The organism is Absicoccus sp. (assembly GCF_034090965.1).
Lineage (GTDB): Bacteria > Bacillota_I > Bacilli_A > Erysipelotrichales > Erysipelotrichaceae > Absicoccus > Absicoccus intestinalis.
The window spans coordinates 39,187-63,784 of record NZ_JAXDRQ010000068.1 but is presented as its reverse complement, the minus strand read 5'-3'; the positions used below and the strand labels follow the sequence as shown (position 1 = coordinate 63,784).

Below are 24,598 nucleotides of genomic sequence, written 5' to 3'. Positions count from 1 at the left end.
TTATCTCCTTTCTTTGATCGTGTCGACCACATGACGCAATTGATCACGATACCGACAATTAAGTTTTAAAAACAAATCAATTTCTTCTTGGGACCAATCATCAAAAATTTTTTCTTCCGCTTGGATGAACGGCCCCAAAACGTCTTGTAAGATTTGAGTTCCCAATGCGGTAAACGAAATGATCTTTCGATGGTGGGTACGCTTTCCCAACTGGACCCAACCTTCTTTTTCCATCCGAGCAATGGCAGAATTGACCGTTTGTTTGGTCATGCCCGTTCGATTGATGATGTCACTTTGAGTCAGTTTTTTATAATCATGTAAAAGATATAAGATGATCATTTCACTATCTGCCAGACCCATTTTGTGACTGGCTGTGTGATAGAGATAATTGATTTCATCATTGATTCGATTGAAACGTTGTATGGTTTGCATAATAGACCTCCATAGCCTATGCATTACCATAGTCCGATATCGGACTTATGTCAATCAAAGTGCGTCTATAATTATCCAACGAATGCGATGTTTCATGTTACAATAGGATTATGAAAAAATTTCCTTATGATGTAGACATGGGCTCTATCATGGATTTTGTCGAAGACCACTTTATGTTGGTGATCAAAGATGAATCCTGGGCAGAAGAAGAATTAGCCATGTTAAAGAAACCACTAGATTTACATTTCTGTTATACCCAAGATATTGCCATCTTTGTCTTAGAAGGTGGCGATATTGATTCCAGCGATTTCTATTTCAATATTCAAGAATGCGATTGGAAAGAGGAATTGTTGAAACAAACCACATTGGATATTGAATTGTTCTTACTGGATAAAAAGAATCGTATTTGTTGGTCCAAACGAAAAACGTTGACAGCACAACAAAGTGAAAAAATTCTTGCTTGTCTACGTAAGCAAGAACAAGTACAATTTATGCCAGATGAATATGATATCAATGTGATGGGCATCCAAAGTGCGTATCAACCGTATGAATTGAATAAATTCGCGGTGGAATCAATCAAATTTTAGGAGGGAACAATGAACGCAATTATCAGTGTAATTGGCAAAGATAGAGTAGGTATCTTAGCGATGGTAGCGAGTGAATGTGCAAACTACAATGTGAATATCGAAGACGTATCACAAACGATCGTCAATGGTATGTTTACCATGACCATGGGTATTTCCATCGATGACATGAAAGGTGAATTTACCGATTTTGTTGATCATATGGAAGCCAAAGGAAAAGAAACCAATTTAGTGATTCGAGTCATGCATCAGGATATTTTTAATTCGATGCATCGAATCTAGGGGGCATTGTATGCACGATAATGAAATTCTACAAACGATTAAAATGATCGATGAAGAAACATTAGACATTCGAACGATCACCATGGGTATTTCATTGATTGACTGCATGGATCCAGACATTCATGTGTCTTGTCAAAAAGTGGAAGAGAAAATATGTCGTTTGGCCAAAGACTTAGTTTCAACAGCCAATACGATCGAAAAAACCTATGGTATTCCCATTGTCAATAAACGAATCAGTGTCACACCGATTTCTATGTTAGTGGGTGTATCCGGTGGCAATCCCGTTGAATATGCTTTGACCTTAGAAAAATGTGCCCAAAAGTTAGGCGTTGATTTTATTGGGGGCTATTCCGCCTTGGTACAAAAAGGCTATGCTGCTGGGGATGAAGCCTTGATTGATTCGATTCCCGAAGCCTTAGCGAAGACCCAACATGTATGTTCCAGTGTCAATATTGGTTCGACCAAAGCGGGCATCAACATGGATGCCGTCAAAAAAATGGGAACGATCGTCAAACAATGTTCCGAATGGACCAAAGATGACAATTGTTTAGGTGCTGCCAAATTGGTCATTTTCTGTAATGCGGTCGAAGATAATCCATTTATGGCAGGGGCTTTCCATGGCGTTGGTGAACCCGATTGTGAGATCCATGTCGGCGTATCCGGACCGGGGGTCGTTCGTGCCGCTTTGGCTAAAGCCGACAAAAACTTACCGATGGATGAAGTGGCCGATTTGATCAAACGAACTGCTTTTAAGATTACCCGCATGGGCCAATTGGTAGGAACAGTAGCCTCCAAAGCTTTGGGTGTACCCTTTGGCATCGTGGACTTATCCTTAGCACCAACACCAGCTGTAGGCGATAGTGTGGCTCATATCTTGGAAGAAATTGGTGTATCCACTTGTGGTGGCTATGGCACCACTGCCGCCTTAGCTATGTTGAATGATGCCGTTAAAAAAGGTGGCGTCATGGCAACTGGTCATGTAGGTGGTTTATCCGGTGCATTTATTCCAGTTAGTGAAGATGCTGGTATGATCGATGCCGCTCGATCGGGCGTATTGAAACTGGAAAAATTAGAAGCGATGACCGCTGTATGTAGTGTTGGCTTGGATATGATCATCCTTCCGGGTGATACCTCGGCTTCCGTTATTTCCGGTATTATTGCCGATGAAGCTGCCATTGGTATGGTCAACACCAAAACAACAGCGGTACGTGTGATTCCAGCCATTGGCAAAGATGTCGGAGATGAATTGAATTTTGGTGGCTTGTTAGGTGCAGGACCTGTGATGCCAGTCAACCAAACCGAAAATGATATCATGATCCAGCGTGGTGGCCGTATTCCAGCGCCTTTGCAAGCATTGAAAAACTAGTGAAAATTTCTTGCAAATTGTTTTGGCATGTGTATAATAATTTTATAAACAAAGAAGAGAAGGAGTACAAATCGAATACTTGCTAGAGAATTGGCGGTTGGTGCAAGCCATGAAGGATAGATTTGGAACGTGTCTTGGAGTTACGTTGTCGAAAAATGGAGGCAACGTCGTGAATTCGCGTTAAGAATGAGGTGTCATCCATACAAAGTGGATGGAACTAAGGTGGTACCGCGATAACTTGTCGTCCTTTCTATTGAAGGACGGCTTTTTTTGTGGAGAAAGGGAGAAGCAAGATGAATAAAAAAATTCTAAAAGTAGCGCTCGCATTTGCGATGACATTATCGTTAGTTGGTCTAGGAACGCAACAAGTTTGTGCAAAAGATGAAACGGAAGTAATTACAGTGGGGATCTCACCCGACTATAAACCGTATGAATCTTTGACAAAGAAAAACAAGATGGTTGGTTTTGATATTGATATGGTTTCTCATTTCCAAAAATATTTGAGCAAAGAAGAAGGCCATACCGTAAAATTCAAATACAAGAAGATGGATTTTGACAATATCATTACGCAAATCAATGGCGGTCAGGTCGATGTAGGTATTTCCGGCTTTACATATAGTAAAAAACGTAAAGTAGAATGGTCAGATCCATATACGAAGACAGGACAAGTTGCTGTTGTGGCCAAAGATTCCGATATGAGTTCTGTCGATGATCTAAAAGATAAGAAATTGGTCGCTCAAACAGGTTCTACTGGTGAAGAAGCTGCCAAGGAAACAAGCTCTGACACAACCGGTTTAAAAGATGTCCAAGATATCATGAACGCAATCAAAGCCAATCAATACGATGCAGCTATCGTTGATAGTGCGGTTGCGAAAGAATATGCTTCGAGTGGTGAATATAAAGTATTGGATGGTTCTTTGAAAGATGAAGAGAACTATATCATTGCGAAAAAAGGAAACACGAAGATGATCAAGAAGATCAACAAAGCCATCAAAGAATTTAAATCCAGCGATGACTATAAGAAATTGTGTGACAAATACGGTGTATTACCATTAGACGAATAAAAAAACAGAAAAGAGAGTGATAGAATGTTTCCAGCATTTAATCAAATTTTTACCGCCGAAAACGTATTCTATCTATTTAAGGGAGCGCTGCTATCATTATTGATAGCGGCGATTTCCTTATTGATAGGATTACTTTTAGGTATATTAGGAGCCAGTGGCAAACGATCCAAACACGCTGTGCCCAGAGCCATTGCCAATTTTTATGTGGAAGTGATTCGTGGTACACCCTTATTGCTACAGATCCTGATTATTTTTTCCGTCATTCCATCGATCTATACAGCGATGACCGGTGGTGTATTACGTATCAATGTTTATTATATTGGTATCATTGCGATGTCAATCAATAGTGGTGCTTATCAGACCGAACTGATTCGTAGTGGCATCAATGGTGTCGATCGTGGTCAATGGGAAGCTTGTGAGACTTTGGGTCTGACCAATAAACAAATGATGCGATTTGTGATCTTGCCCCAAGCCTTTAAACGCATCGTACCACCAGTTATCAGTGAATTCATTACCTTGATCAAAGATTCATCTTTGATCTCAACCATTGGTGCGGTGGAATTATTAAAAGGTGCACAAGTTTTAGGTACTGAATATTATGATGTCATGTCCCCTTATGTATTGGCTGCCATTTTCTATTTGATCATGACAATCAGTATTTCCTTTGTGGGACGTTATGTAGAAAAGAGGTTATCAGCCAGTGATTAAAGTTGACCATATTAGTAAACATTTTGAACATACCCAAGCACTGTCTGATGTTAGCTTGGAAATTCAAAAAGGAGAAATTGTCAGTTTGATTGGACCTTCCGGTTCCGGTAAGAGTACACTGCTTCGTTGTATTCATGGTTTGGAACATCCCGAAAGCGGCAAGATCTATTTGGAAGAGGAATGGATGGACCCATCCAATGAAGCAAAATTTCGTGCCCAACGATCAAAGATGGGATTTGTGTTCCAACACTTCAATTTATTTCCCAATATGACCGTCATTGAAAATTGTACGTTGGCGCAGATCAATGTCTTACAGCGTTCGCCTGAAGAATCTGAAAAAATTGCGATGCAATATTTGGATCGTGTAGGCTTAGCCGAAAAACGTGATGAATATCCCAATAAATTATCTGGTGGACAAAAACAGCGTGTAGCGATAGCTCGTGCACTCTGTTTACATCCGGAAATCATGTTGTTTGATGAACCCACTTCAGCCTTAGATCCAGAAATGATCAAAGAAGTATTGGAAGTTATGACGGATCTTGCCAAAGAAGGAATGACCATGATCGTTGTGACCCATGAAATGGGATTTGCCCGGAAAGTAGGTAGTCGTGTGGTTTTCTTGGATAGTGGTAAAATTATTGAAGATGCACCAAGTGAACAATTCTTTACGAATCCACAATCGGATCGGGCAAAAGATTTCTTAAGTAAGGTATTCTATCAATGAAAATCAACGACTTCAAAGTGGAACAATGGATGAATGATCATGAAAAAAAAGCCATCTATAATTTGACGGATACATGTGTGAAAGCTTGTACCTGGCAAGAATTGATGGAACGAGTAGATATCGATCCAGATCTGGGTCTGGATTATGGAGATATTACGGGATCGGAAGCGGTAAAACAAGCCATATTGAGCTTGTATACCACCCATGATCTAAAATCCTTAACGATGTTTCATGGATGTTTAGAAGCCAATCAACATGTGATGGACACTCTTTTAGAACCAAAAGATCATATCATTACCTATACGCCGGGTTATCAACAATTTTGGGATTATCCACGATCTCTAGGGGTAGACGCAACCTTGTTAGCGTTAAAAGAAGAAATGGGATGGATGCCAAATATCGATGAATTGAAAGAAAGTATTCGATCCAACACCAAAATGATCATCTTAAATAATCCCAATAATCCAACCGGCACGATGTTTCCAAGATCGTTTATGGAACCATTGATCCAGATTTGTAAAGAAAAGGGGATTTGGATCTTATGTGATGAAGTTTATCGCGGGTTTGATGATCAACCAAGCATTAGTGATCTCTATGAAAAAGGCATTGCCACAAGTTCATTAAGTAAAGTGTTTGCGTTGCCAGGCTTACGATATGGATGGGTCAAAGCCTGCCCATCTTTGATTTCGAAGATCAATGTGCGTCGTGACTATACCATGATCTCAACGGGTCCATTGATGGACACGATAGCTGCCCAAGTGCTCGCTCATAAAGACGAGATCCTGCAAAAGAATAAAGCCTATATTGAACAGAATAAACACATCTTTACCACATGGGAACAAACCCAATCGCATTATCATCTGATCATGCCAAAGGCAGGAACGGTTGGTTTCTTATCGTATGATATGGATATTTCCAGTACCGATCTAGCCAATCGATTACTGGATGAAGAAGGCATTTTCTTTGTGCCCGGTTCTTGTTTTGGCTTTGATCACCATGTTCGCTTTGGTTTGGGACAAGATTCCCATATGTTAGAAAAGGGACTCCAAAAGTTATCTGTATGGACGAATCGCCAATTTGGTTGATTCGTCCTTTTGTGTTAAAATTGAGATACATTTAGAGGAATCAGTATGAAAAAATGTCTATTAGTATGTCTGTTGATCCTATTGAGTGGATGTGCAAGAATCAGCGATATCATCCATAATGATACGGATAAGGCACCGGTTTCAAAAACGGAAGAAGATACAACGAAAAAAACTGCCGTATGTACAGGAGATAACGAAGAAAGCATCACATTGGAAGTCAAAGGCGATGCCATTCAAAGCATGAAACAAGTTTCTTTTTTGACCTTTAAAGACATGGGCATTTCCATTAGTGATGATATGGATAAGACCAAAATACAAGATTCGATCAATCAGTCGTTACAAGATAAATATAAAGATCTAAAAGGCGTATCCGTAACAGGTACTTTGATGGATTCCAAAGTTGAGATCACGACAACAATCAATTTTAATGAAGCGGATTTTGATGCATTGGTAGATGCCGGTCTTTTAAGTAAGGGAACCAAAGGCAATAAGGTCGTTTCTTTAAAGAAGACCATGAAGGCGTATAAAGCCGATGGTTATGCATGTAAGGTAAGTAGCTAAGCGGTCCAACCGCTTTTTTCGTGGAGGACGTATGCGATATTATATAGCGGATTGTCATTTTTATCACAAAGCACTATTGGAACATATGGATCGTCGTGGTTTTGATAGCGTAGAAACGATGAATGAATATATGATCGAACAATGGAATAAAAAAGTCCGAAAAAATGACGAAGTCGTGATCTTAGGAGATTTATCTTGGGGAAATTTGGCCCAGACCCAACAGATCCTCGATCAGCTCCAAGGACACTTATTTATGATTCGGGGAAATCATGACTATTTTTTAGATGACAAACAATTTGATCGAAGTCAATTTGGCTGGATCGAAACCTATAAGGAATTAAAGGATAATAAGCGAAAGGTGGTTTTGTGTCATTATCCGATTGCTTGTTACAATGGGCAATATCGAAAAAGTGAAGATGGCCAAGCCAAGACATATATGTTGCATGGACATATTCATAATACCCAAGACCAGCCGATCTTAGATGCCTATCAAGATTATGTCCATCGCCAATGGCATGATGCGATTGGTGGCGGTAAAGAACATATTCCATGTCAGATCATTAATTGTTTTTGTATGTATTCGGATTATCAACCAATGACTTTGGATGAATGGATCGAAATTGATAAAAAGAGAAGACAAAGTACTAAAATAAATGATACAATATGACAAAGGTGGGTCATATGGAACATTTAAATACGGAAAAAGGAGCCAAAGCGCTATATATTCAAATTAAAGATATTTATCGGCATAAAATATTGAATGGCGATCTAAAATTAGGTGATCGCATTGAAAGTGAATTAGAGATCCAACAAAAATATAATGTCTCGAGAATCACGGCTCGACAAGCCATTCTGGATCTAGAAAAAGAAGGAATGGTCAAACGAGGACGAGGAAAAGGAACCTTTGTAATCTGGCGACCTGGCATTGAAGAAGATTTGATGCATGTATCCAGCTTTACGCAAGAAATGGAAGCCGCTGGCCGCGTTCCTGGCACCAGTTCAGTCAGCATCACCAAGGAATATTTGGACCAAGCAACTGCTCAAGAATTCCAAGCTTCGACGGATGAATTGATGTATTGTGTACGACGCGTACGAACAGCCGATGACATCAAGATCGTTTATATGGTGAGTTATTATCCATTGGAAACGCATTTACCCATGGATCCCGAACGTATTCGCAACTCCATTTATGAGATCCTCGATTATACTGGATCTGGAGTACCAACCCATATCGTGGAGAAGATCCGTGCGGAACTGCCCAATGAAGAAACAGTTGAGGCATTGAATATTTCCAAGACTCAACCCATCTTGTATCGTTCACGAATTGGCTATAGTGAGGAACATAAATTGGTGGAATTGTCGAAGTGCTATTTTCGTGGTGATTTATATTCCTACTGCATCACTACTTCCAATGAAGACGAAGAGGCCATGAAATGATTTATAATTTTAATTTAGGCATTGGCTGGGCATCCAGTGGGGTGGAGTATGCCCAATTGTATCGAGCACGAATGTTGCGTGGTATCGATGCGCCCGCCCGCTTTATCTTTACCGATATGTTTCCCCAAGAAAATATCGAACATTACACCAAAAAGATGGGGTTTAAAGATAAAGAAATTTTATGGCTCTATACTTTTTTTACGGATTTTCAAATTGCCCCAGTCACCTATACGTTGGATCGTTTTCTACAAACCCTAACGCATACCGAACATACGATGCATCGAACTGGTAAGATTGGCCGTCTTTATCTAAATGATCATGATTTTTGTACCCTCTATTTCGTCAATGAAAAAGAAGACTACTTGCATCGGGTGGAATATGTATCCAATGGCCTTTTGATTCGCAAGGACTATTTTACCTATGGACGCATCTATACCGAATACTATGCGCCATTAGACAACAAAGCGCATTTGTATCTTCGTCGTTTTTTTAATACCGATGGCACGATTGCCTATGAAGAAATCATCGATGATGGGGATGTAATGTATCGCTTTTCCGACCAAATTTTTTATTCAAAAGAGGAATTGGTTGGTTATATGGTGAAGTGCTTACATTTGAAATCCAAAGACGTAGTGATCATTGATCGAACGACCGGGATTGGACAGGCCATCCTCCAAAATTGTGCATCCGCCAAGGTCGGCATTGTCGTTCATGCCGATCATTATAGTGCGGGCAGTACCAATGAAACGAATATCCTTTGGAACAACTATTATGAATATTCTTTTGATAGGGCACGTCATATCGATTTTTTTATTACCTCGACCCATGCGCAACGGGATCGTATGCGTGCACAATTCAAACAATATGTAGGCAAAGTTCCACATATCGTTACCATTCCGGTCGGTAGTTTGGATAAGCTTCGCTATCCAACCGCTCAACGAAAACCGTATTCCATCGTTACGGCGAGTCGTTTGGCTTCTGAAAAACATGTGGATTGGATCATCCAAGCTTGTGTACAAGCCAAACAAGAAATTCCTGCCTTAACTTTAGATATTTATGGAGCAGGCAACGAACAACAACGATTGTCGCAACTGATCCAAGAAAACCAAGCAGATAGCTATATCCACTTGATGGGACAACAAGATATGACCGATGTGTATCAAAACTATGAGCTCTATCTATCAGGATCTACCAGTGAAGGATTTGGTTTAAGTTTGATGGAAGCCATTGGTGGCGGCTTGCCTATGATTGGGTTTGACGTTCCCTATGGTAATCCAACCTTTATCGAAGATGGTAAAAATGGGTATTTGATCCCGGTGGATGAACATACATCCATACAAGATCATGTGAATGGGTTGTATACCGCTGTGGTCCAATTTTTTAAAACGGCGGATCGGCTTTCGTTTCAAAAACATTCCTACGCGATCGCACGATCGTATGTAACAGAAAAGGTGATGCAGAAATGGAAAAAAATCATCCAGTAGAAATGGGTATATTATTGTTGGATCATTATGATGAAATGGCCGATCTGTTGAAACAATCCTTCCGCCTTGCGGGGTTTACTGGACCTGTCTTGGTATTAGAAGACAAAGGCTTTTTACCAGCCGATGTTTTATCGATATTTCGGTGGTTTTGTCAAGATGTCGGCTCGAAACCAACAAAAACCTATCGTTGGAGGCATGCGGGATGGCAAGTGGGAAACCCACGCTATTTTAACCAGATCGAATTACCGGATTATTGGGAAATCAGTGGCAACAACAATGGCGCTGAGATCCATGATCTCCATCATCTGCGAGGTCGCATCTTTTATGCCCGACCCAAACATCGCCGGTTTGTGAGTGAAGTGGATTGGCTGAACGAAAACGGCATCGTTCGATGCACGGATCATTATGATGATCAGGGTATTTTATATGCCCGAACCATCTTTGATCGCACCGGCAAACGATTTTGTCGTTCTTGGTTTGATGGTGCGGGACATGAATGCGTGGTCGAAAACTATGTAACCGGTGATATCATCGTCAATCGGAATCATAAGACTTATATATATAAAAATCGGACGGCCTTTGCCATTGAAATGATGCATGAATTAAAAGCAGAGGGACAACGCATCTTCTATAATTCTTTATCCACACCCCTCTTTATCAGCGAGTCTTTCTCGTCGAAGAATATCCTATTTTGGCAAGAAGGACCACGAAATGATATTCCGGGAAATATGCAGATGATCTTGAAGGGGCAATCGCATACCTCTAAGATCTATGTACAAGATCAAGCCAGTTGGCAAAAGCTTGTGGAATTAGGCGCTTCGAAAGAATGGGTACAACCGTTTGGTTTTATCTATCCTTTTGTCAGAACAAATCAACGACGACCTCATATTTTGATTTGTACCAATTCCGATCAAATCGAAGCATTGGAAACCTTGGTGACACACTTGCCCCAAATGGTGTTTCATATTGCGGCGATTACGGAAATGTCTTCTCGTCTTCTGGCATTTGGAAAATATCCCAATATCAAGCTTTATCCAACCGTAAAAACAAAAGTAGTCGATGACTTGTTTGAAACATGCGATTATTATTTTGATATCAATCATGGGGATGAGATCCTTTCCAGTGTAAAAAGAGCTTTTCTCAATGATCAATTGATCTTAGGCTTTGCCAATACGATTCATCATCGTCGTTATATTGCCAAAGAACATATTTTTTCGGATGCAAAAGAATTGTGTGCCTTAGTCTCGGATCCCGAAAAATTGCCTGCGGCATTAGACCGACAAAAAAAAGCCGCCATGAGTGAAAGTGTAGAAGCCTATCGAGCACTATTTGATCATATGTAAGCAGATAAGCCTTTCTTGTCTGCTTTTTTTCATGTTTTTTAAAAAAACGCGTATAATTAAAGAAGTTAAATTAAAAATCTATCTATATGAGGAGTATATGTATGAAATATAAATTATTCCATTGGATCCATGATTTATACACCACCAAATCCGACTCGGATATTTCTGTTGAAGATCCGCGTGTCAAAGCGGATCTTTATTATGACGATTTGTATTATGGCATCATTTCGGCCACTTTGGTTTGTATTCTTTCCTTGTTCGGTTTGATCAGTACATTTGCGCCTTATTCCCAAGGCGATGTATTGCGGTCTTTGAATGCGACACAAGTCTATATTCTGGTGATATTGACCAATATCGTTTTTTTATTTTTGTTGACTTGTCAGCGCATACACTTTCAAGCTAGCCAATTGAAGCAAAGTCGCCGATTGCTTTATGGGTTCATGGGCATCAATATGGTGATGGCCAGTTTAACCTTCTATACGACGGAACAAGGGAGCAGTTTTTTCTTTGAATATATTCTGATCACCATGATCATTTATTTGCTCCCCAATGTATTGATGAAAACACAGATATGCAATATGATCATTAACCTGATCTCGGTTGCAATCGTTTTAGAATCAACACATCATTTCATCGCTACCCAAGACATGTTTGACCTCATTTCGTTGCATTTGATTTGTTGTTTTATCAACTGGATTCGTCTGCAAAATTTTTTCTCCATCGAAGCCCATAAATTTATGATTGAAGAAAAACGCGATGAATTTTATCAAAATAGTCGGACCGATGAATTGACAAAACTTTTGAATCGAACGGCCTTACGCGATGACTTTCCCTATTTTATTGGGAAACCCATTTGTATTGCGATGATCGATTTGGACTTCTTTAAAAAATATAACGATACCTATGGTCATAGCTACGGGGACAAAGTTTTGACATTAACGGGAAAATATTTAAAAGGCATTTTCAACCAAAAGGGAGAGCATTGCTATCGCTATGGTGGTGATGAATTTATGGTCATTGCTGAAGAAAACAGTGCCGATTTATTCTATGATAAATTGGTACGCTTTGAAAAACAATTGGAAGAAAGGCCTGATCAGATTGAGATCAATTGCAGCATTGGATATTGTGAGGGAATGCCCCATTCGACCAGTGAATTGCGCTCTTTGATTCGCGTGGCCGATCGTTATTTGTATCAATCCAAGAGTGAAGGTACTGGAAAAATTGAAGGTAGCCGCCTTGATCAAAAAACCAAAGATGCACAACTTTTGTCCGATGAGCAAACCATGTTACAAAATTTAAAGAGTCTGCATCTAGATGCAAAATCGAGACGAAATTCGCAAACCGGTCGAAATCGCATGAATACGTTCTATATCATCATGCAGGAATGGCGGGATAAAGAACGAAATATTGAAAAAGAAGGCGAATTGGTCGTCTTGTATTTTAATTTGGTCAATTTTCGCTTGATCAACCTGCAATATGGCATTGCCAATGGCGATGAGATTTTGCGTGCCATGGATTTTTGCTTGGCGGAATGCTTTCCTCATGATGTCGTTTCCAATTTGGGTGGTGATCATTTTGCCGTCCTTACCGATACCTTACATATGGAAGAAAGAACGGCCCATGTATTTGAAAAAATACAGAATATATTCCCCAACAGTGTAGAATGCAGTGTCGGTGCTTGTGTATGGGATGATTACACACTGGATCCCGAAACGATTTGCTCTCGTGCGGAAGTGGCCGCGGATGAAAATCGCAAATATTTGAAGACGAATATTACATACTACACCAAAGAGCTCGGCTATCACTTGGCGATATCGGAATATGTGGTCGCCCATTTGGATGAAGCCATTCAAGAAGGCTGGATCGTGGTCTATTACCAACCCATTGTTCGTAGTCTGACCAATAAGATTTGTGGCGTTGAAGCATTGGCTCGTTGGCAAGACCCACAATATGGGATGCTAGCACCAAACGATTTTATTGGTGTTTTAGAAGATGTTCGCTTGATTTGGAAATTAGATCTGAATGTGGTTACGCAAGTAGTTCGTAGTATTGCCAATTGTTATAAGCGCGGACTTCCCGAAATTCCGGTATCGGTCAATTTGTCGCGTTTGGATTTTTTGTATTGCGACATTTTCCATGAAATCGAGACCATTGTCAAAACCTATAATGTTCCAAGGCGGATGTTACATATTGAGGTTACCGAAAGTATTATGACCTCAACGGAAAAAGAAGTTTTAGAAGCTCTGCAATCGTTTAGGGATGTGGGGTATGAAATCTGGATGGATGATTTTGGTAGTGGCTATTCCACCCTGAATTTATTGAAAGATTACTCCTTTGACTTATTGAAGTTGGATATGATCTTTTTGCACAGTAAATCAAAGCGTTCGTATGAAATCATTGCTTCAGTGATCGAAATGGATAAGAAGATTGGTATACGTACCCTTGCAGAAGGCGTAGAGACGCAAGAACAAGTGGACTTCTTGAAAAAATCCGGTTGTGAAAAGATGCAAGGCTATTTCTTTGGGAAACCTTTGCCATTTGATGAGATGTTGAAAAAGAGCATAACCAAAGGATTAAGCATTGAAGATGCGCAACAAAAAATCTGTTATGACGCTCTCGGTACGGTTGATTTTATGACCGATATCGCATTGACCATTGTGGAAGAACAAAACAATACGTATAAAGTGCTGTTCATGAATGATTCTGGATTGACCCTTCTGCATCAGGATGGGTTTACCGATTTAAAAGAGTGGCAAAATTACTTGAATGATCGCAATAATGTGACCATGCAGGCATTGTTTGACACAGGAAAATACACCGTTTTATCAGGAAATATTGGCGAAGTGAAAACCGTATTTCATGATAAAGAGCGTTTATTAAAATATCGATTATTAGGTACCTATAATGATATCCATTTGTATGCGATCCATATCTTTGATATTGCATCTTCAAGCGATGAATTGTCCACCAAGAATCAAATGTTGATGAATTTGACCTATTTTTATCCGTATATTTTCACGATCGATGGGAAAAATCTGACCATTCAGAATACGCGATTTACGGCGAATTCAACCATCCATAGTCATGTATACCCAATCAAAGATCGTCATGGCAGATATAATATTCTTTTGCCAAAGATCTTTATTGAAGATCAAACGCGATATGATGCCTTTATTGATCCAATCACATTGACGGAACGATTAGACAAAGAACCCGCCAAAATGCTCAAGGGGGCATTCCGTACAGAGGATGGAAAAGGGCAATTTGTATGGATGGTGCATCAACTTCTATTAACGCCCAATACGAATAGTCAGAAAATTTTATATGTGATTCGTACCATGGATTTCTATGTAAGACCAAATACATCCGGACAAATGACCAATTTGAATACAAAGACGTTGATCGATCATATTCCATTACCTGTCTTCTGGAAAGATACAAAACATAAATTTTTGAATGTGAATCCATATTATATGCATTATTTTGGCTTGGATTCAAAAAAAGATATCTTAGGAAAAACCAATGCAGAGATGGGATGGTATCCTAATGATGAATTCTATAAAGATATGGAAGAACAGATCCTGAAATCGGGGAATGTGTATACCAATGTGCCTGGTCGATGCGTCACGAATGGTGTATTTCATGATGTCTTGATGACGGAATGGCCAACGTATCAAAATGGAAAGATCACGGGATCCATGGGCTTCTTTGTAGAAGAAACATTGGTGCGTGAAAATACAAAGGTTTCTGAACGTTTGGAATCTTCCAATGAATTTCTAACCATGGAACAATTCTTTGACGAGTTGGTTTCCTATGAGATGGATTATCAATTGAATAAATGTAAATTTGGAGTGTTGTATATCTATATTCCGGAATTGCTTCATATTGCGGAAAATTATGATCATCATACGATGTATAAGGTCATGCATGCATGCAAAGATGCGATCGTCCAAGTTGTGGATCATAAAGTTTCCATCACCTATATTGGAGTTGGTAAATTTGTCGTCTTGATCCCATACACATCGAAAGATAATTTGAAGAAATATGCACCAGCCATCAAAGAGCGCATCGATGCGATTCGACAAGTGGAAGATATTCCTTGTTCCTTGTATGCCAAGATCCGGATCATTTATGCCGACCAAGTCAAGAAGATCAATCAGCAATTGATGCAGGTCGTCAATCAAAATGAGGAAATGGATGATACATACGATATCGATGACAAAGTAGCTACAACCAATACCTTTTTGCAGACATTGATGCATGATGTACCCATTGGCTCTTATATATTACGCCCCGATCATATGGTTGTGTATTGGAATGCCGAAGCCGAAAAAGTATTGGGATTCTCAGCCGAAGAAATGCAAGGCAGAAAATGTGTGAATATGCCTTTGGGCTGTGCCTTTACGAATGGAGAACATATTTCTAATGCCCATTGCCCAGCAACCATGGCCTTCATTACCGGAAAACCACAATCGTTGCAGATGTTCATGCGCCATAAAGATGGAAGTGATATCCTGATTCAAAACACGTTGATTCCAATAAAAGATACAGAAGGCAAGGTCGTTGAACTGATTTCTTTCTTTATCCCAATTGCAGGAAAGGACCAAGACCAGAAAGTGATCCAAAATATCTATGAGATAGCTACGAGAGATCCATTGAGTTGCCTTCCAGGTCGAAAATATATGGAATATTGTTTGGATGAAGCCGTGGAAATTTTTAAACGTACACAACAACCATTCGCCGTTCTTTATGCAGATGTCAATGAATTTCACGAAGTCAATAATACTTATGGACATAGTATGGGAGATGCCTTGTTGCGTGAATTTGGCTTAAGTTTGAAAAAGAATGGTCGTAAAGCCGATATCTTCTGTCGTTGGGGTGGCGATGAGTTTGTTGGTTTATTGCGATTGAAAGAGCCTGGCGATTGTGAAGGAGCCGCTCATCGTTTTATGCGTTTGGCCAAGAAGTGTGAAGTGAGCGAAAATGGCCAAACAATATCGTGTCAAACGGCCATTGGTATTACTATCGTACGTGAAAATGATACGGTTCAATCAATCATTGCGCGAGCGGATTCCTATATGTACCAAGCGAAAAAACAAAAGCAAGTAAAGATCGTTACGGATAAGAATGCGGAATAATTGGTGAATTATGAAAAAATATCAATCTGATGAATTGGATCCGGTGACTGGTTTTTTAAATATAACCACATTTTTAACTGAGCTGGATGCGTTTATCCTTGCCCAACAAGCTAAAGGATCGTTAGAAGAGCATGTTTTATTATGCTTCAACATTCGTAATTTTATAATTTGAAGTATGGACACGAAAAAGGAAATCAATCACAGTGAAGGTTGTTAGAAAGGGGTCAATGTCTACCATGAAAATAAACTTTCAAACAGAGGCGTATCATAAACTTTACGATGTGTTGAATCTGGGCATTTGCATCATTGCTCAGGATGAAGAGGAAACCATTCTCTTTGCGAATCAGGGAATGTTTGATTTATATGATTGCCCAAATCAAGAAGCATTTTTTCAATTGACGGGTGGACGTTTCGCGGGTATGCAATTGGAGGCTACGGAAGGGCTCGCTAAAATTGCAGGTGATCAAACCAATTTTACGATGCATATTTCCTATCAAACGATACAAAAACATGTGCGAGAGGCAGATGCCATTATTACCCAAACGATGCAACAAGGGCAATCTGTTTATATCTTACAGATGGTGAGTCGCCAAAGTTTGATCGTGGATACGATATCGGATCATTTGTCGGGTTTTTTTGCACCGAAAGTATTTTTTCAAAAAGCTCTGGATCTGGCAAAAATTCGTATGAGTCAAGGAACATTTACCGCTTATTGTCCAGTGTGTTTTGATATTGTCAATTTTTATTTCTTTAATCGTAACAATACGATCGAAGAAGGGGATAAAGCGTTGCACTATGTTTCGGAAACATTGCGTGATGCCTTTTCCGATAGTCTTTTGTGTCATGTAAATGCGGATACTTTTTATGCCATCGTACCAAGAAATCGTATATTTACTAAGATTGATGAAGTGTGCGCACAAGTGAATCGCTATTTGGGAGATGCAAGATATGCATTGAAAGCTGGTATCGTCATTTATGACCAGAATATCACGATGACGGAAGTTCGACATAGTTTTGATATGGCCAAAATGGCATGTGATGTAGCAAAAAATAGTCCCCATCGTTCGCATGTCATTTTTCGGAAAGAAATTCAAGATCGAATCGAAAAGCGGGAGTATATCCTAAAAACATTCAATCAAGCCTTGGAAGATGGATGGATCAAAGTTTTCTATCAACCGATGATTCGTTTGCTATCGGGTAAGGTATCTGGTTTTAAGGCTTCGATCCAATGGGAAGATCCCGTTGTTGGAAGCATTGATCCAGATGTGTTTTGGTCGGTATTGGAAGAAGCCCGTTTAGCGGGACGTTTGGATATCTTTATGATCGATCGTGTCGCTCGTTTACAATATGAACGAAAGAAAAATCAATTACCGGTATTACCCATTCAATTTGATATTTCACGATTGGGTTTTGATTTGATGCATCCGTTGGAACATCTAGAAAAAGCATTAAAGACCTATCAATTGTCACGTGAATGTATTCGTATTGGTTTTGTGGCCGCAATGCTCAATGACAGTACGGGAAATATGTCTCGAGAGATCCATCGTTTTAATGATGCTGGTTTCTCGCTTTGTTTGACGCATTTTGGCATGGAAAGTTTTTCCAGTCATGATGTATATGATATTCCAGTGGAATATATTGAATTGGATCGATATTTTTGTGATCATATGGATCAAAAAAATCAAATCATTGCTAAAGGATTTGCAAAAATGTCAAAGCAGTTAGGGATCCATACAATCGCCAATGGAGTAGAGAGCCAGGAACAAATGGACTTTTTCAAATCGATTGGTTTAGAAAATATACGTGGAACATATAGTGGAAACCCCAAAATGTATGCCACTATGATGGAGGAATTAGCACAAAAAGGTCTGGCTTTTGAAAACGAATTGGAATGGCGGGTCTATCAAGCAGCTGGACTGGTGAACATGGACACCGAAGAGTCACGATGTCTTTTTCTTGTAGATCATGGGAAGATCCACATGTTGATGATGAACGATGCCTATTTGGCACAAGTAAAAGGTACGGGCATTGTGGATCTACAGACGGCCAATCAGTTAGTTCATAAACAAGAAGAAAAATTCCCCAAACGGTTTGAGCAATATATAAAGAAAGCCTATGACCAGGATCAAGAAGCAGCTTATTTCGCAACGAAAAATCAGTATATGAAGATGCATACACATCGCATCGCTGGTGTGCACCATTTTTGGATTGGGCAATCTCGATTTATCAATATTCGTTTCGAACAAGAAAGACAAAAGGATGACAAGCTGGATTATTTCTTTCAATATGCGATGGCTTTATTTGAAGGCATCTTTTATCTGAATGCACAAAAGAATCGGATTGAAGTGATCACAAGTAGGGATCAGCGCTTTCCTACGGGCGAAATCTATCCAGAAGTTGATACTTCGTTGGTTCAATTTTGTCAACGTTATGTGCAGGAAGAGGATCAAGAAGCTTTCTTGCACTTTATAAGAGTCAATGACCAACGAATTAACACATCTAGTGAGAGTTTTCATATTCGTCAAATGGATGGCAGCTTACGCAGGATGGCTTTTCGAGTCATATTCGACAAAGAGGATCGAATGGTATGTACGTGGCCGGATGTCAATGAAAACCGATTTGATCGTGAAGTTGAAGATCCATCACAGGATCAAATGTTGTGGAACGCTTTTTTGCGCCTTGGCAATTTGCCATTGTATTGGAAAGACAAGGAATTTAGATATCAAGGGGCAAGTCCATCATTTATGCAACTGGTAGGAGCGGATACTATCTTTGGGAAGACGGCAGAAAATTTACGTGTATATGGAAACAACCAAACGACCGAAAGGATAGAGCAACAAGTGATGAATCAAGGAAAAGCCGTCGTTACGGATCAACGATATATGCTTTTGAATGGGCAAGAAAAGGTTTATCAAGTGACGGAGTTTCCTTATTACGATGGTAATCATACGATTGCTGGTGTGGCTGGATGGTTGCATATGGATGAAGAGACCACATCGGCTTTTGAAGATCCATTGACAGGGTTGATGAATGCAGCTGGGATCTTTTCGATAGGTCTTGCTTTGGATGATGGCTTGTGCCAAAAAGGAAAAGGCTATGGAGCTATTCTGGTTACGATTCAAAATTATGAGCATCTTTGTCATACATTTGGCTCATCCTTTGGTCAAGATGTGGAAAAGATGATTGCACAAAGGATTTCAACCCATGATTTACCAAATGGTGCGGTGGTTGCGCGGATTCAGAAGGGCTATTTCTTGTTTTTAGGTCCGAATGAAACCATGGCACAGTTGGAGAAACGATCCATTGTTATGATGCAAAATATACAGGCACAGAAAAAGGTGAAAGGCATGCCATGTCTCATTGAGTTAAACCGTTCCATGGCATTGCGAGCAGAAGCAAAAAGCTTCTTTGATTTAATGGAATTGGTTGTGCATAGAGCAGCATATGATCATGGATCTGACACTGTGCTTTCCCAAGAATGGTGGCAAATGGTAGCCATTGGTACCGAGACTTTGGATAAAATACCAGCTTCCATTTATTTGGTTGATCCTTATACGAAAAAACTATTATTTGTGAATCAGAAAATGAAGCAAACTGCCGGTGTATCCGAAAATTATGACTATACAAAACATACCTGTTATGAATTGGAGGGGAAGCATAAACCGTGTCCAGATTGTCAGTTATGGAATGCTTCACAAAGAAGCGCTAAGACCTATAAGAGAGTATGGGGCGATGCCAGCAAAGGAACATTTTATATCCATAATGTAAAAGTGCTTTGGCAAGGACGATATGCGCAAATGGTCCATATGATTCCTGTGGATACAGTGGACGATGGAAAACAAGGAAAAAATGAAGTTTTATACGCAGAACGTTGGGCCAACGAAGCGATTACACTGGGTCTTAGTGAACCCGAAGCGGATATTGGGATCCAGAAGTGCATTACATTTGTGGCTCAAAATTTGCATGCACAACGATTCTTTATTTTTGAAGAACGAGGTCAGTCCGAATTGACCTGCACGTATGAATGGACCCAAGAGGGTCTACTACCTTTGAAAGCGGATCTGCGCAGCGTGTCGCGTAGTCATTTTCATGATTTATATACCGAGTTCAAAGATAAAAAAGTAACAATTGTACGAGATTATGAAGCTTTTCGAAAAATGCATCCCCATTTTTCTTTACCAGTCACGGGAGTGCAAAATTATGTAGCCGGACGATTAGCCGTAGGAAATGTTCCAGTTGGCTTTACGATGGTCATCAATCTAACCGAAGAAAGTTTAAATCCAGCCGGATATATGTTGGATACATTGACGGATTTTGTGGCCGTTATGTTACGAAATCGCGATAGTTTACGAGCAGCCAAAGAACAAGGACATCGAGATCCGATGACAGGAGTCTTGAATCGTCGGGGATTTAGTCGTTATGTGGCGGAAAGTCCTTATGTGGGACCACGGATTTTCCTTTCTTGCGACATCAATGGTTTAAAGAATGTCAATGATACACAAGGACACGAAGCCGGTGATCAATTGATCAAGAGTGCAACCGATATTTTAGTCAATAATGCCGATCGGAATCATGTATTCCGTATGGGTGGTGATGAATTTTTAGTCATTCAAGAAGGTACGGATGAAAGTGGAGCGAGACAATTGGTGCAAGAAATCAAGATGGCTGCGCAGGCACATGGTTTTGGCATTTCGCTGGGATATGTTGTGCATACAGGAAAAATTGAGGATGTGGATCATTTGTTGCGCGATGCCGATGCCGCGATGTATCTGGATAAGGGACATTCCTATCGTCGACGAGCGACCGATCCAAAGGATTAACTATGATGAAGATAAGTATTAATAATTTGTTCTCACTCCTTGATCGAGTTTTGTTTTCTAAGCTCACACCGGAAAAAAAGCAGTGATTGATCGTTTAAATCTCGGTATGGGGATCTGTTTATCCTCTTTAACACTGTTTGTTTCTTTAGTTGCACCGCTTTGGGCGACCATGACGTTACAGTTCAATGCCATGATGAGTGGTGGGGCTTTGTTGCATATTGATCATACCCTTTATGTCCATGGAATGAATTTTGGCAGTATACGAACCAGAGTGAATATTTTTCTAGTGATTGTCTTTCTTTCTTTGGTTCGGTATTGGGCCATGACCGAGGCGGCTCGACGGAGCATGGAACATATGCAACTGGCGCAAGAACAACGTCGTTTAAGTGATCAGTTGGATCGGAGCATGCATGCATTTAAGAAAATGGCCGAAACCGATCCATTGACCCAATTGTATTCACGAGCTGGTTTTATTATACAGGCACAAAAACAGTTGGAAACGTATCCAGAACAAGCGTTGACCTTGGTCTTTATTGATTTCAAACAAATCAATGATTTGTTTGGACACGATATAGGCGATGCCGCATTGATTTCAGTAGCCAATGATATTCGTGCTCATTTTAAAAAGGAGGCGATCATTGGACGTTCAGGTGGTGACGAATTTTGTATTGTCTTGCCAGGAACGGCCCAGGAAAATGCCAAAGAAATTCAGTCACTCAATGAAGCAGTGCAGTATTTTGAAGCCAATGCCCAAAAACATCGTTGTACGTTATCGGCTGGATATGCGGATTATCCGCAACAAGCCAATCATATTTCGGAGCTATTGAAAAAAGCAGATACAGCATTGTATCATGTCAAGCTACATGACAAGAATGGCGTTGCTTGTTATAATTGTTCAATGGATCAACAATTTCGTTCACAAATTGAGTTTAGTGATCGTGAGTTGATACAAAATATGCCCATTGCGAGTCTGATCTATACCCTGGATCAAGATCCGAAAGTTTTGTATGCCAATCCGGCATGGATCGAAATCTTTGGATGTACTGGGCTGGATGATTTCTTACAAATGCTCCATGGTTCCGTGCAAAATATGATCATACCTTCGGAGCGTATTTTATTTCAAATAGACATTCAACAAATTTTAAAAAATAAGAAAGTAAATGGAAAAAAGATACCACATCATGACCAAAGAGGGAAAAAATTAGTGATGGCACAGCGGCGGATATTTCATATGCAACGATATGCCCATTTAATGTTTGTCACCTTGATGGAAATCGAAGAAAGTAGAGGCTAGAACATGGACGAACTTGAAATGATATGTCAACTTATTGAACATGTTCCACATGCGATAGCGATCTATCAATATGTGGATGGAAAAGTCAAGACAATTTGTATTTCCGATGGTTTATATGCGATGATGCATAGTCCTGATGAACCGGATAAGGCCACATTGATCCAACGATATGAGACAAATATGTATCGCAATACGATTCCAGAAGATGCAGCTAGAGTAGCCGCAGAAGCGAAGCGCTTTGCCAAAGAAGGCGGAAAATATGAAGTTTTCTATCGTGAAAAAGTGTATCAACAAGATACATACACGATAACACATGCGGTCGGTTATCATTATTATCTAAAGGATGGACGTCGCATCGCATGCATTTTTTATACCAATTTAGATAGGGCTATGGATCAGCATGTACAGACGATATTAAAAAATGATGCATCCTTTCAAAATTTTTTGGATTATAGTGATTTGGCGATAGCCGTTGTCAAGAAGAGAGATGGCGAGTTATTGTTTTGTAACCGAACCATGTATAATTTATTGGAACCTGTCAACAATTTTGATACCGGCATGACCCTATCTGAATTGATCAAGGGTAGAGAAGATCCGACCATCATGCAACATCTTACCAACATGGCAGATAGGGGAAATCAATTGACTCGAATGGATAATACAGGAGAAGATGTGTTGATACATGTGACAACTATGAAATGGGAAAATGAAGATGTGTTTCTAGTAGAATCAGCTCCGAAAGACCGCCTTTTTCATGATGCTCTCACAGGTTTACCAAATATGTCGTGGTTGTTGAATCATGCCAATGAACGAGTTCAACAACTCCAAGCACATGGACAAATTCCAACCTTTATTTATATGGATTTGAATGACATGAAAGGTTACAACAATCAATTTGGTTTTGCGGAAGGAGACCGGATCTTGAAAGTATTGGCACAAGCACTCCAAGAAATTTTTCATGATGAATTATTGTGTCGGTCATCGGAAGATCATTTTATGGTATTAAGTTCTACACAAGGTCTTAATGAGAAGTTAGATGCGCTTTGTGCATCGATTCGAAAAGCTTCACGAGGCAATTTTTTGGAATTGAAATTGGGTATTTATGTAGCCGATAGCCAAATCAATCAAAATTTAGACAATTCTGTCTCGGAAGCCTTTGATCGTGCAAGACTAGCTTGTGGCACCATCAAAGAAAATGCACGCAGATCTTGGAACTACTTTGATGGTAAAGTATCTGAGGATTATAAAAATCGATTATATGTATTGGATCATTTCCAAGAGGCCATGGATAAAGGTTGGATCGAGGTGTATTATCAACCCATCTATCAAGTAAATCATCCAAAGTTGACTGGATTTGAATGCTTAGCACGTTGGAACGATCCAAAACGTGGTTTGTTGACACCATCGATGTTTGTTCCTGTTTTGGAGCAATATCATCTTGTTGGTTTATTGGATCATTACATATTAGAAAAGATTTGTCAGGAAACGCCGTTGCGAAAGAAAAGAGGATTTGGCGATATTCCGATTTCTTATAATGTCAGTCGAGATGATTTCAATTATACCGATGTATTTGATGAAGTATACAAAACTACCACAAAATATGGTATCGATCATCATTTGATCAATATCGAAATTACGGAAAGTGCATTCTCTGATGATCCGGAATTTATTGGTCAACAAGTCAAACGATTTCGAAATGCTGGTTTTCATGTTTGGATGGATGATTTTGGTAGTGAATATTCTTCATTGGGCACTCTCCAAATCATGGATGTGAATCTGGTGAAATTGGATATTCGTTTCTTATGCGCCTGTAAACAAAATCAAGAAGATCCTCGTGCAGTAAACCTTCTTACCTCTACGATTCAATTGCTCAAGGCATTGGGTTTGCATACACTTTGTGAAGGCGTAGAATCCAAAAACCAATTGGAAATATTGAAAGCGGCAGGTTGTGAAAAAGCGCAAGGCTTTTATCTAGGCAAACCACAACGATTAGAGGATATACAAACAAAATAAGCTAAGTTGCTCCAAATAACAATGGGAGCAACTTTTTCTTATTAGGGCATAATGATTTTTGTAAGATGTTTGTAAAGAAGCTATAAAATGATTTAGAATGCAAGTGACAAGTGGTACAGTTAATTTAAGCAAATCTGGTAAGCATCGAATGACTATCCATGCAGTGTAAGATCAAAATACCACGTATTTTAGCCAGCATTTGTCAAAAAGTTTCAATGATCATATATAAACAAATTTAGAAATAGATAAATATGATTAACCAG

18 protein-coding genes and 1 other annotated feature are annotated in these 24,598 nt (G+C 39.6%); of the genes, 17 read left to right on the top strand and 1 reads right to left on the bottom strand.

All coding sequences use genetic code 11. The features are described from left to right. On the bottom strand, positions 1 to 432 hold the full coding sequence (locus SOS22_RS10430; protein WP_320325892.1) for a MarR family winged helix-turn-helix transcriptional regulator: 432 nt from the start codon (positions 430 to 432) through the stop codon (positions 1 to 3). A gap of 110 nt (positions 433 to 542) precedes the next feature. On the opposite strand from SOS22_RS10430, the gene SOS22_RS10425 reads away from it, so the two are divergent. The 17 genes from SOS22_RS10425 to SOS22_RS10345 all read left to right on the top strand — a co-directional run bounded on the left by SOS22_RS10425 (position 543) and on the right by SOS22_RS10345 (position 24,335). After that, complete coding sequence (locus SOS22_RS10425; protein ID WP_320325893.1) at positions 543 to 1,019, top strand: hypothetical protein; 477 nt, start codon at positions 543 to 545, stop codon at positions 1,017 to 1,019. A gap of 9 nt (positions 1,020 to 1,028) precedes the next feature. Then, complete coding sequence (locus SOS22_RS10420) at positions 1,029 to 1,298, top strand: ACT domain-containing protein (RefSeq protein WP_320597114.1); 270 nt, start codon at positions 1,029 to 1,031, stop codon at positions 1,296 to 1,298. Positions 1,299 to 1,308: 10 nt separating this feature from the next. Further along, positions 1,309 to 2,664: a PFL family protein gene (locus SOS22_RS10415; protein ID WP_320325895.1), complete on the top strand. Its 1,356-nt coding sequence runs from the start codon at positions 1,309 to 1,311 to the stop codon at positions 2,662 to 2,664. A 42-nt stretch (positions 2,665 to 2,706) separates the two neighbouring features. After that, positions 2,707 to 2,916: a binding site (T-box leader), on the top strand. Positions 2,917 to 2,957: 41 nt separating this feature from the next. Then, positions 2,958 to 3,728 (top strand): substrate-binding periplasmic protein, encoded by a 771-nt coding sequence (locus SOS22_RS10410; protein ID WP_320325896.1) that lies wholly within the window; start codon positions 2,958 to 2,960, stop codon positions 3,726 to 3,728. 24 nt (positions 3,729 to 3,752) lie between these two features. Then, the gene (locus SOS22_RS10405) at positions 3,753 to 4,436 is read left to right on the top strand and encodes an amino acid ABC transporter permease (RefSeq protein ID WP_320325897.1); all 684 of its coding nucleotides are present in this window, start codon (positions 3,753 to 3,755) and stop codon (positions 4,434 to 4,436) included. Then, entirely contained in the window at positions 4,429 to 5,160 is a 732-nt protein-coding gene (locus SOS22_RS10400; RefSeq protein WP_320597113.1) for an amino acid ABC transporter ATP-binding protein, read from the top strand. Before SOS22_RS10405 ends, SOS22_RS10400 begins: the two co-directional genes overlap by 8 nt. Continuing rightward, positions 5,157 to 6,245, top strand: a complete 1,089-nt coding sequence (locus SOS22_RS10395; RefSeq protein ID WP_320597112.1) for an aminotransferase class I/II-fold pyridoxal phosphate-dependent enzyme — start codon at positions 5,157 to 5,159, stop codon at positions 6,243 to 6,245. The genes SOS22_RS10400 and SOS22_RS10395 overlap by 4 nt, the downstream gene beginning before the upstream one ends. A gap of 45 nt (positions 6,246 to 6,290) precedes the next feature. After that, a complete protein-coding gene (locus tag SOS22_RS10390; protein WP_320597111.1) occupies positions 6,291 to 6,806 on the top strand; it encodes a DUF1307 domain-containing protein in 516 nt (171 codons plus the stop codon). A gap of 31 nt (positions 6,807 to 6,837) precedes the next feature. Next, complete coding sequence (locus tag SOS22_RS10385) at positions 6,838 to 7,473, top strand: metallophosphoesterase (RefSeq protein ID WP_320325901.1); 636 nt, start codon at positions 6,838 to 6,840, stop codon at positions 7,471 to 7,473. A gap of 14 nt (positions 7,474 to 7,487) precedes the next feature. Further along, positions 7,488 to 8,243 carry a GntR family transcriptional regulator gene (locus tag SOS22_RS10380; protein ID WP_320325902.1) on the top strand — a complete coding sequence of 252 codons (756 nt, stop codon included), beginning with the start codon at positions 7,488 to 7,490 and terminating at the stop codon, positions 8,241 to 8,243. Next, entirely contained in the window at positions 8,240 to 9,727 is a 1,488-nt protein-coding gene (gene gtfA, locus SOS22_RS10375) for an accessory Sec system glycosyltransferase GtfA (RefSeq protein ID WP_320597110.1), read from the top strand. The genes SOS22_RS10380 and gtfA overlap by 4 nt, the downstream gene beginning before the upstream one ends. Further along, on the top strand, positions 9,706 to 11,070 hold the full coding sequence (gtfB, locus tag SOS22_RS10370; RefSeq protein ID WP_320597109.1) for an accessory Sec system glycosylation chaperone GtfB: 1,365 nt from the start codon (positions 9,706 to 9,708) through the stop codon (positions 11,068 to 11,070). Before gtfA ends, gtfB begins: the two co-directional genes overlap by 22 nt. A 101-nt stretch (positions 11,071 to 11,171) precedes the next feature. Beyond that, the gene (locus tag SOS22_RS10365) at positions 11,172 to 16,208 is read left to right on the top strand and encodes a diguanylate cyclase domain-containing protein (protein WP_320597108.1); all 5,037 of its coding nucleotides are present in this window, start codon (positions 11,172 to 11,174) and stop codon (positions 16,206 to 16,208) included. 10 nt (positions 16,209 to 16,218) lie between these two features. Continuing rightward, entirely contained in the window at positions 16,219 to 16,380 is a 162-nt protein-coding gene (locus SOS22_RS10360; RefSeq protein WP_320597107.1) for a hypothetical protein, read from the top strand. A 64-nt stretch (positions 16,381 to 16,444) separates the two neighbouring features. Then, on the top strand, positions 16,445 to 21,028 hold the full coding sequence (locus SOS22_RS10355; RefSeq protein WP_320597106.1) for an EAL domain-containing protein: 4,584 nt from the start codon (positions 16,445 to 16,447) through the stop codon (positions 21,026 to 21,028). Between the two features lie 106 nt (positions 21,029 to 21,134). Then, positions 21,135 to 22,322, top strand: coding sequence for a diguanylate cyclase (locus SOS22_RS10350; protein WP_320597105.1), 1,188 nt, complete (start codon positions 21,135 to 21,137; stop codon positions 22,320 to 22,322). Positions 22,323 to 22,325: 3 nt separating this feature from the next. Further along, positions 22,326 to 24,335 (top strand): phosphodiesterase, encoded by a 2,010-nt coding sequence (locus SOS22_RS10345; RefSeq protein ID WP_320597104.1) that lies wholly within the window; start codon positions 22,326 to 22,328, stop codon positions 24,333 to 24,335. Positions 24,336 to 24,598: the final 263 nt, after the last annotated feature.

Bases quoted from the DNA above. Each gene is read 5' to 3' on its own strand.
- SOS22_RS10430 (WP_320325892.1), bottom strand. From the start codon at position 432: ATGCAAACCATACAACGTTTCAATCGAATCAATGATGAAATCAATTAT.
- SOS22_RS10425 (WP_320325893.1), top strand. From the start codon at position 543: ATGAAAAAATTTCCTTATGATGTAGACATGGGCTCTATCATGGATTTT.
- SOS22_RS10420 (WP_320597114.1), top strand. From the start codon at position 1,029: ATGAACGCAATTATCAGTGTAATTGGCAAAGATAGAGTAGGTATCTTA.
- SOS22_RS10415 (WP_320325895.1), top strand. From the start codon at position 1,309: ATGCACGATAATGAAATTCTACAAACGATTAAAATGATCGATGAAGAA.
- SOS22_RS10410 (WP_320325896.1), top strand. From the start codon at position 2,958: ATGAATAAAAAAATTCTAAAAGTAGCGCTCGCATTTGCGATGACATTA.
- SOS22_RS10405 (WP_320325897.1), top strand. From the start codon at position 3,753: ATGTTTCCAGCATTTAATCAAATTTTTACCGCCGAAAACGTATTCTAT.
- SOS22_RS10395 (WP_320597112.1), top strand. From the start codon at position 5,157: ATGAAAATCAACGACTTCAAAGTGGAACAATGGATGAATGATCATGAA.
- SOS22_RS10390 (WP_320597111.1), top strand. From the start codon at position 6,291: ATGAAAAAATGTCTATTAGTATGTCTGTTGATCCTATTGAGTGGATGT.
- SOS22_RS10385 (WP_320325901.1), top strand. From the start codon at position 6,838: ATGCGATATTATATAGCGGATTGTCATTTTTATCACAAAGCACTATTG.
- SOS22_RS10380 (WP_320325902.1), top strand. From the start codon at position 7,488: ATGGAACATTTAAATACGGAAAAAGGAGCCAAAGCGCTATATATTCAA.
- gtfA (WP_320597110.1), top strand. From the start codon at position 8,240: ATGATTTATAATTTTAATTTAGGCATTGGCTGGGCATCCAGTGGGGTG.
- gtfB (WP_320597109.1), top strand. From the start codon at position 9,706: ATGGAAAAAAATCATCCAGTAGAAATGGGTATATTATTGTTGGATCAT.
- SOS22_RS10365 (WP_320597108.1), top strand. From the start codon at position 11,172: ATGAAATATAAATTATTCCATTGGATCCATGATTTATACACCACCAAA.
- SOS22_RS10360 (WP_320597107.1), top strand. From the start codon at position 16,219: ATGAAAAAATATCAATCTGATGAATTGGATCCGGTGACTGGTTTTTTA.
- SOS22_RS10355 (WP_320597106.1), top strand. From the start codon at position 16,445: ATGAAAATAAACTTTCAAACAGAGGCGTATCATAAACTTTACGATGTG.
- SOS22_RS10350 (WP_320597105.1), top strand. From the start codon at position 21,135: ATGGGGATCTGTTTATCCTCTTTAACACTGTTTGTTTCTTTAGTTGCA.
- SOS22_RS10345 (WP_320597104.1), top strand. From the start codon at position 22,326: ATGGACGAACTTGAAATGATATGTCAACTTATTGAACATGTTCCACAT.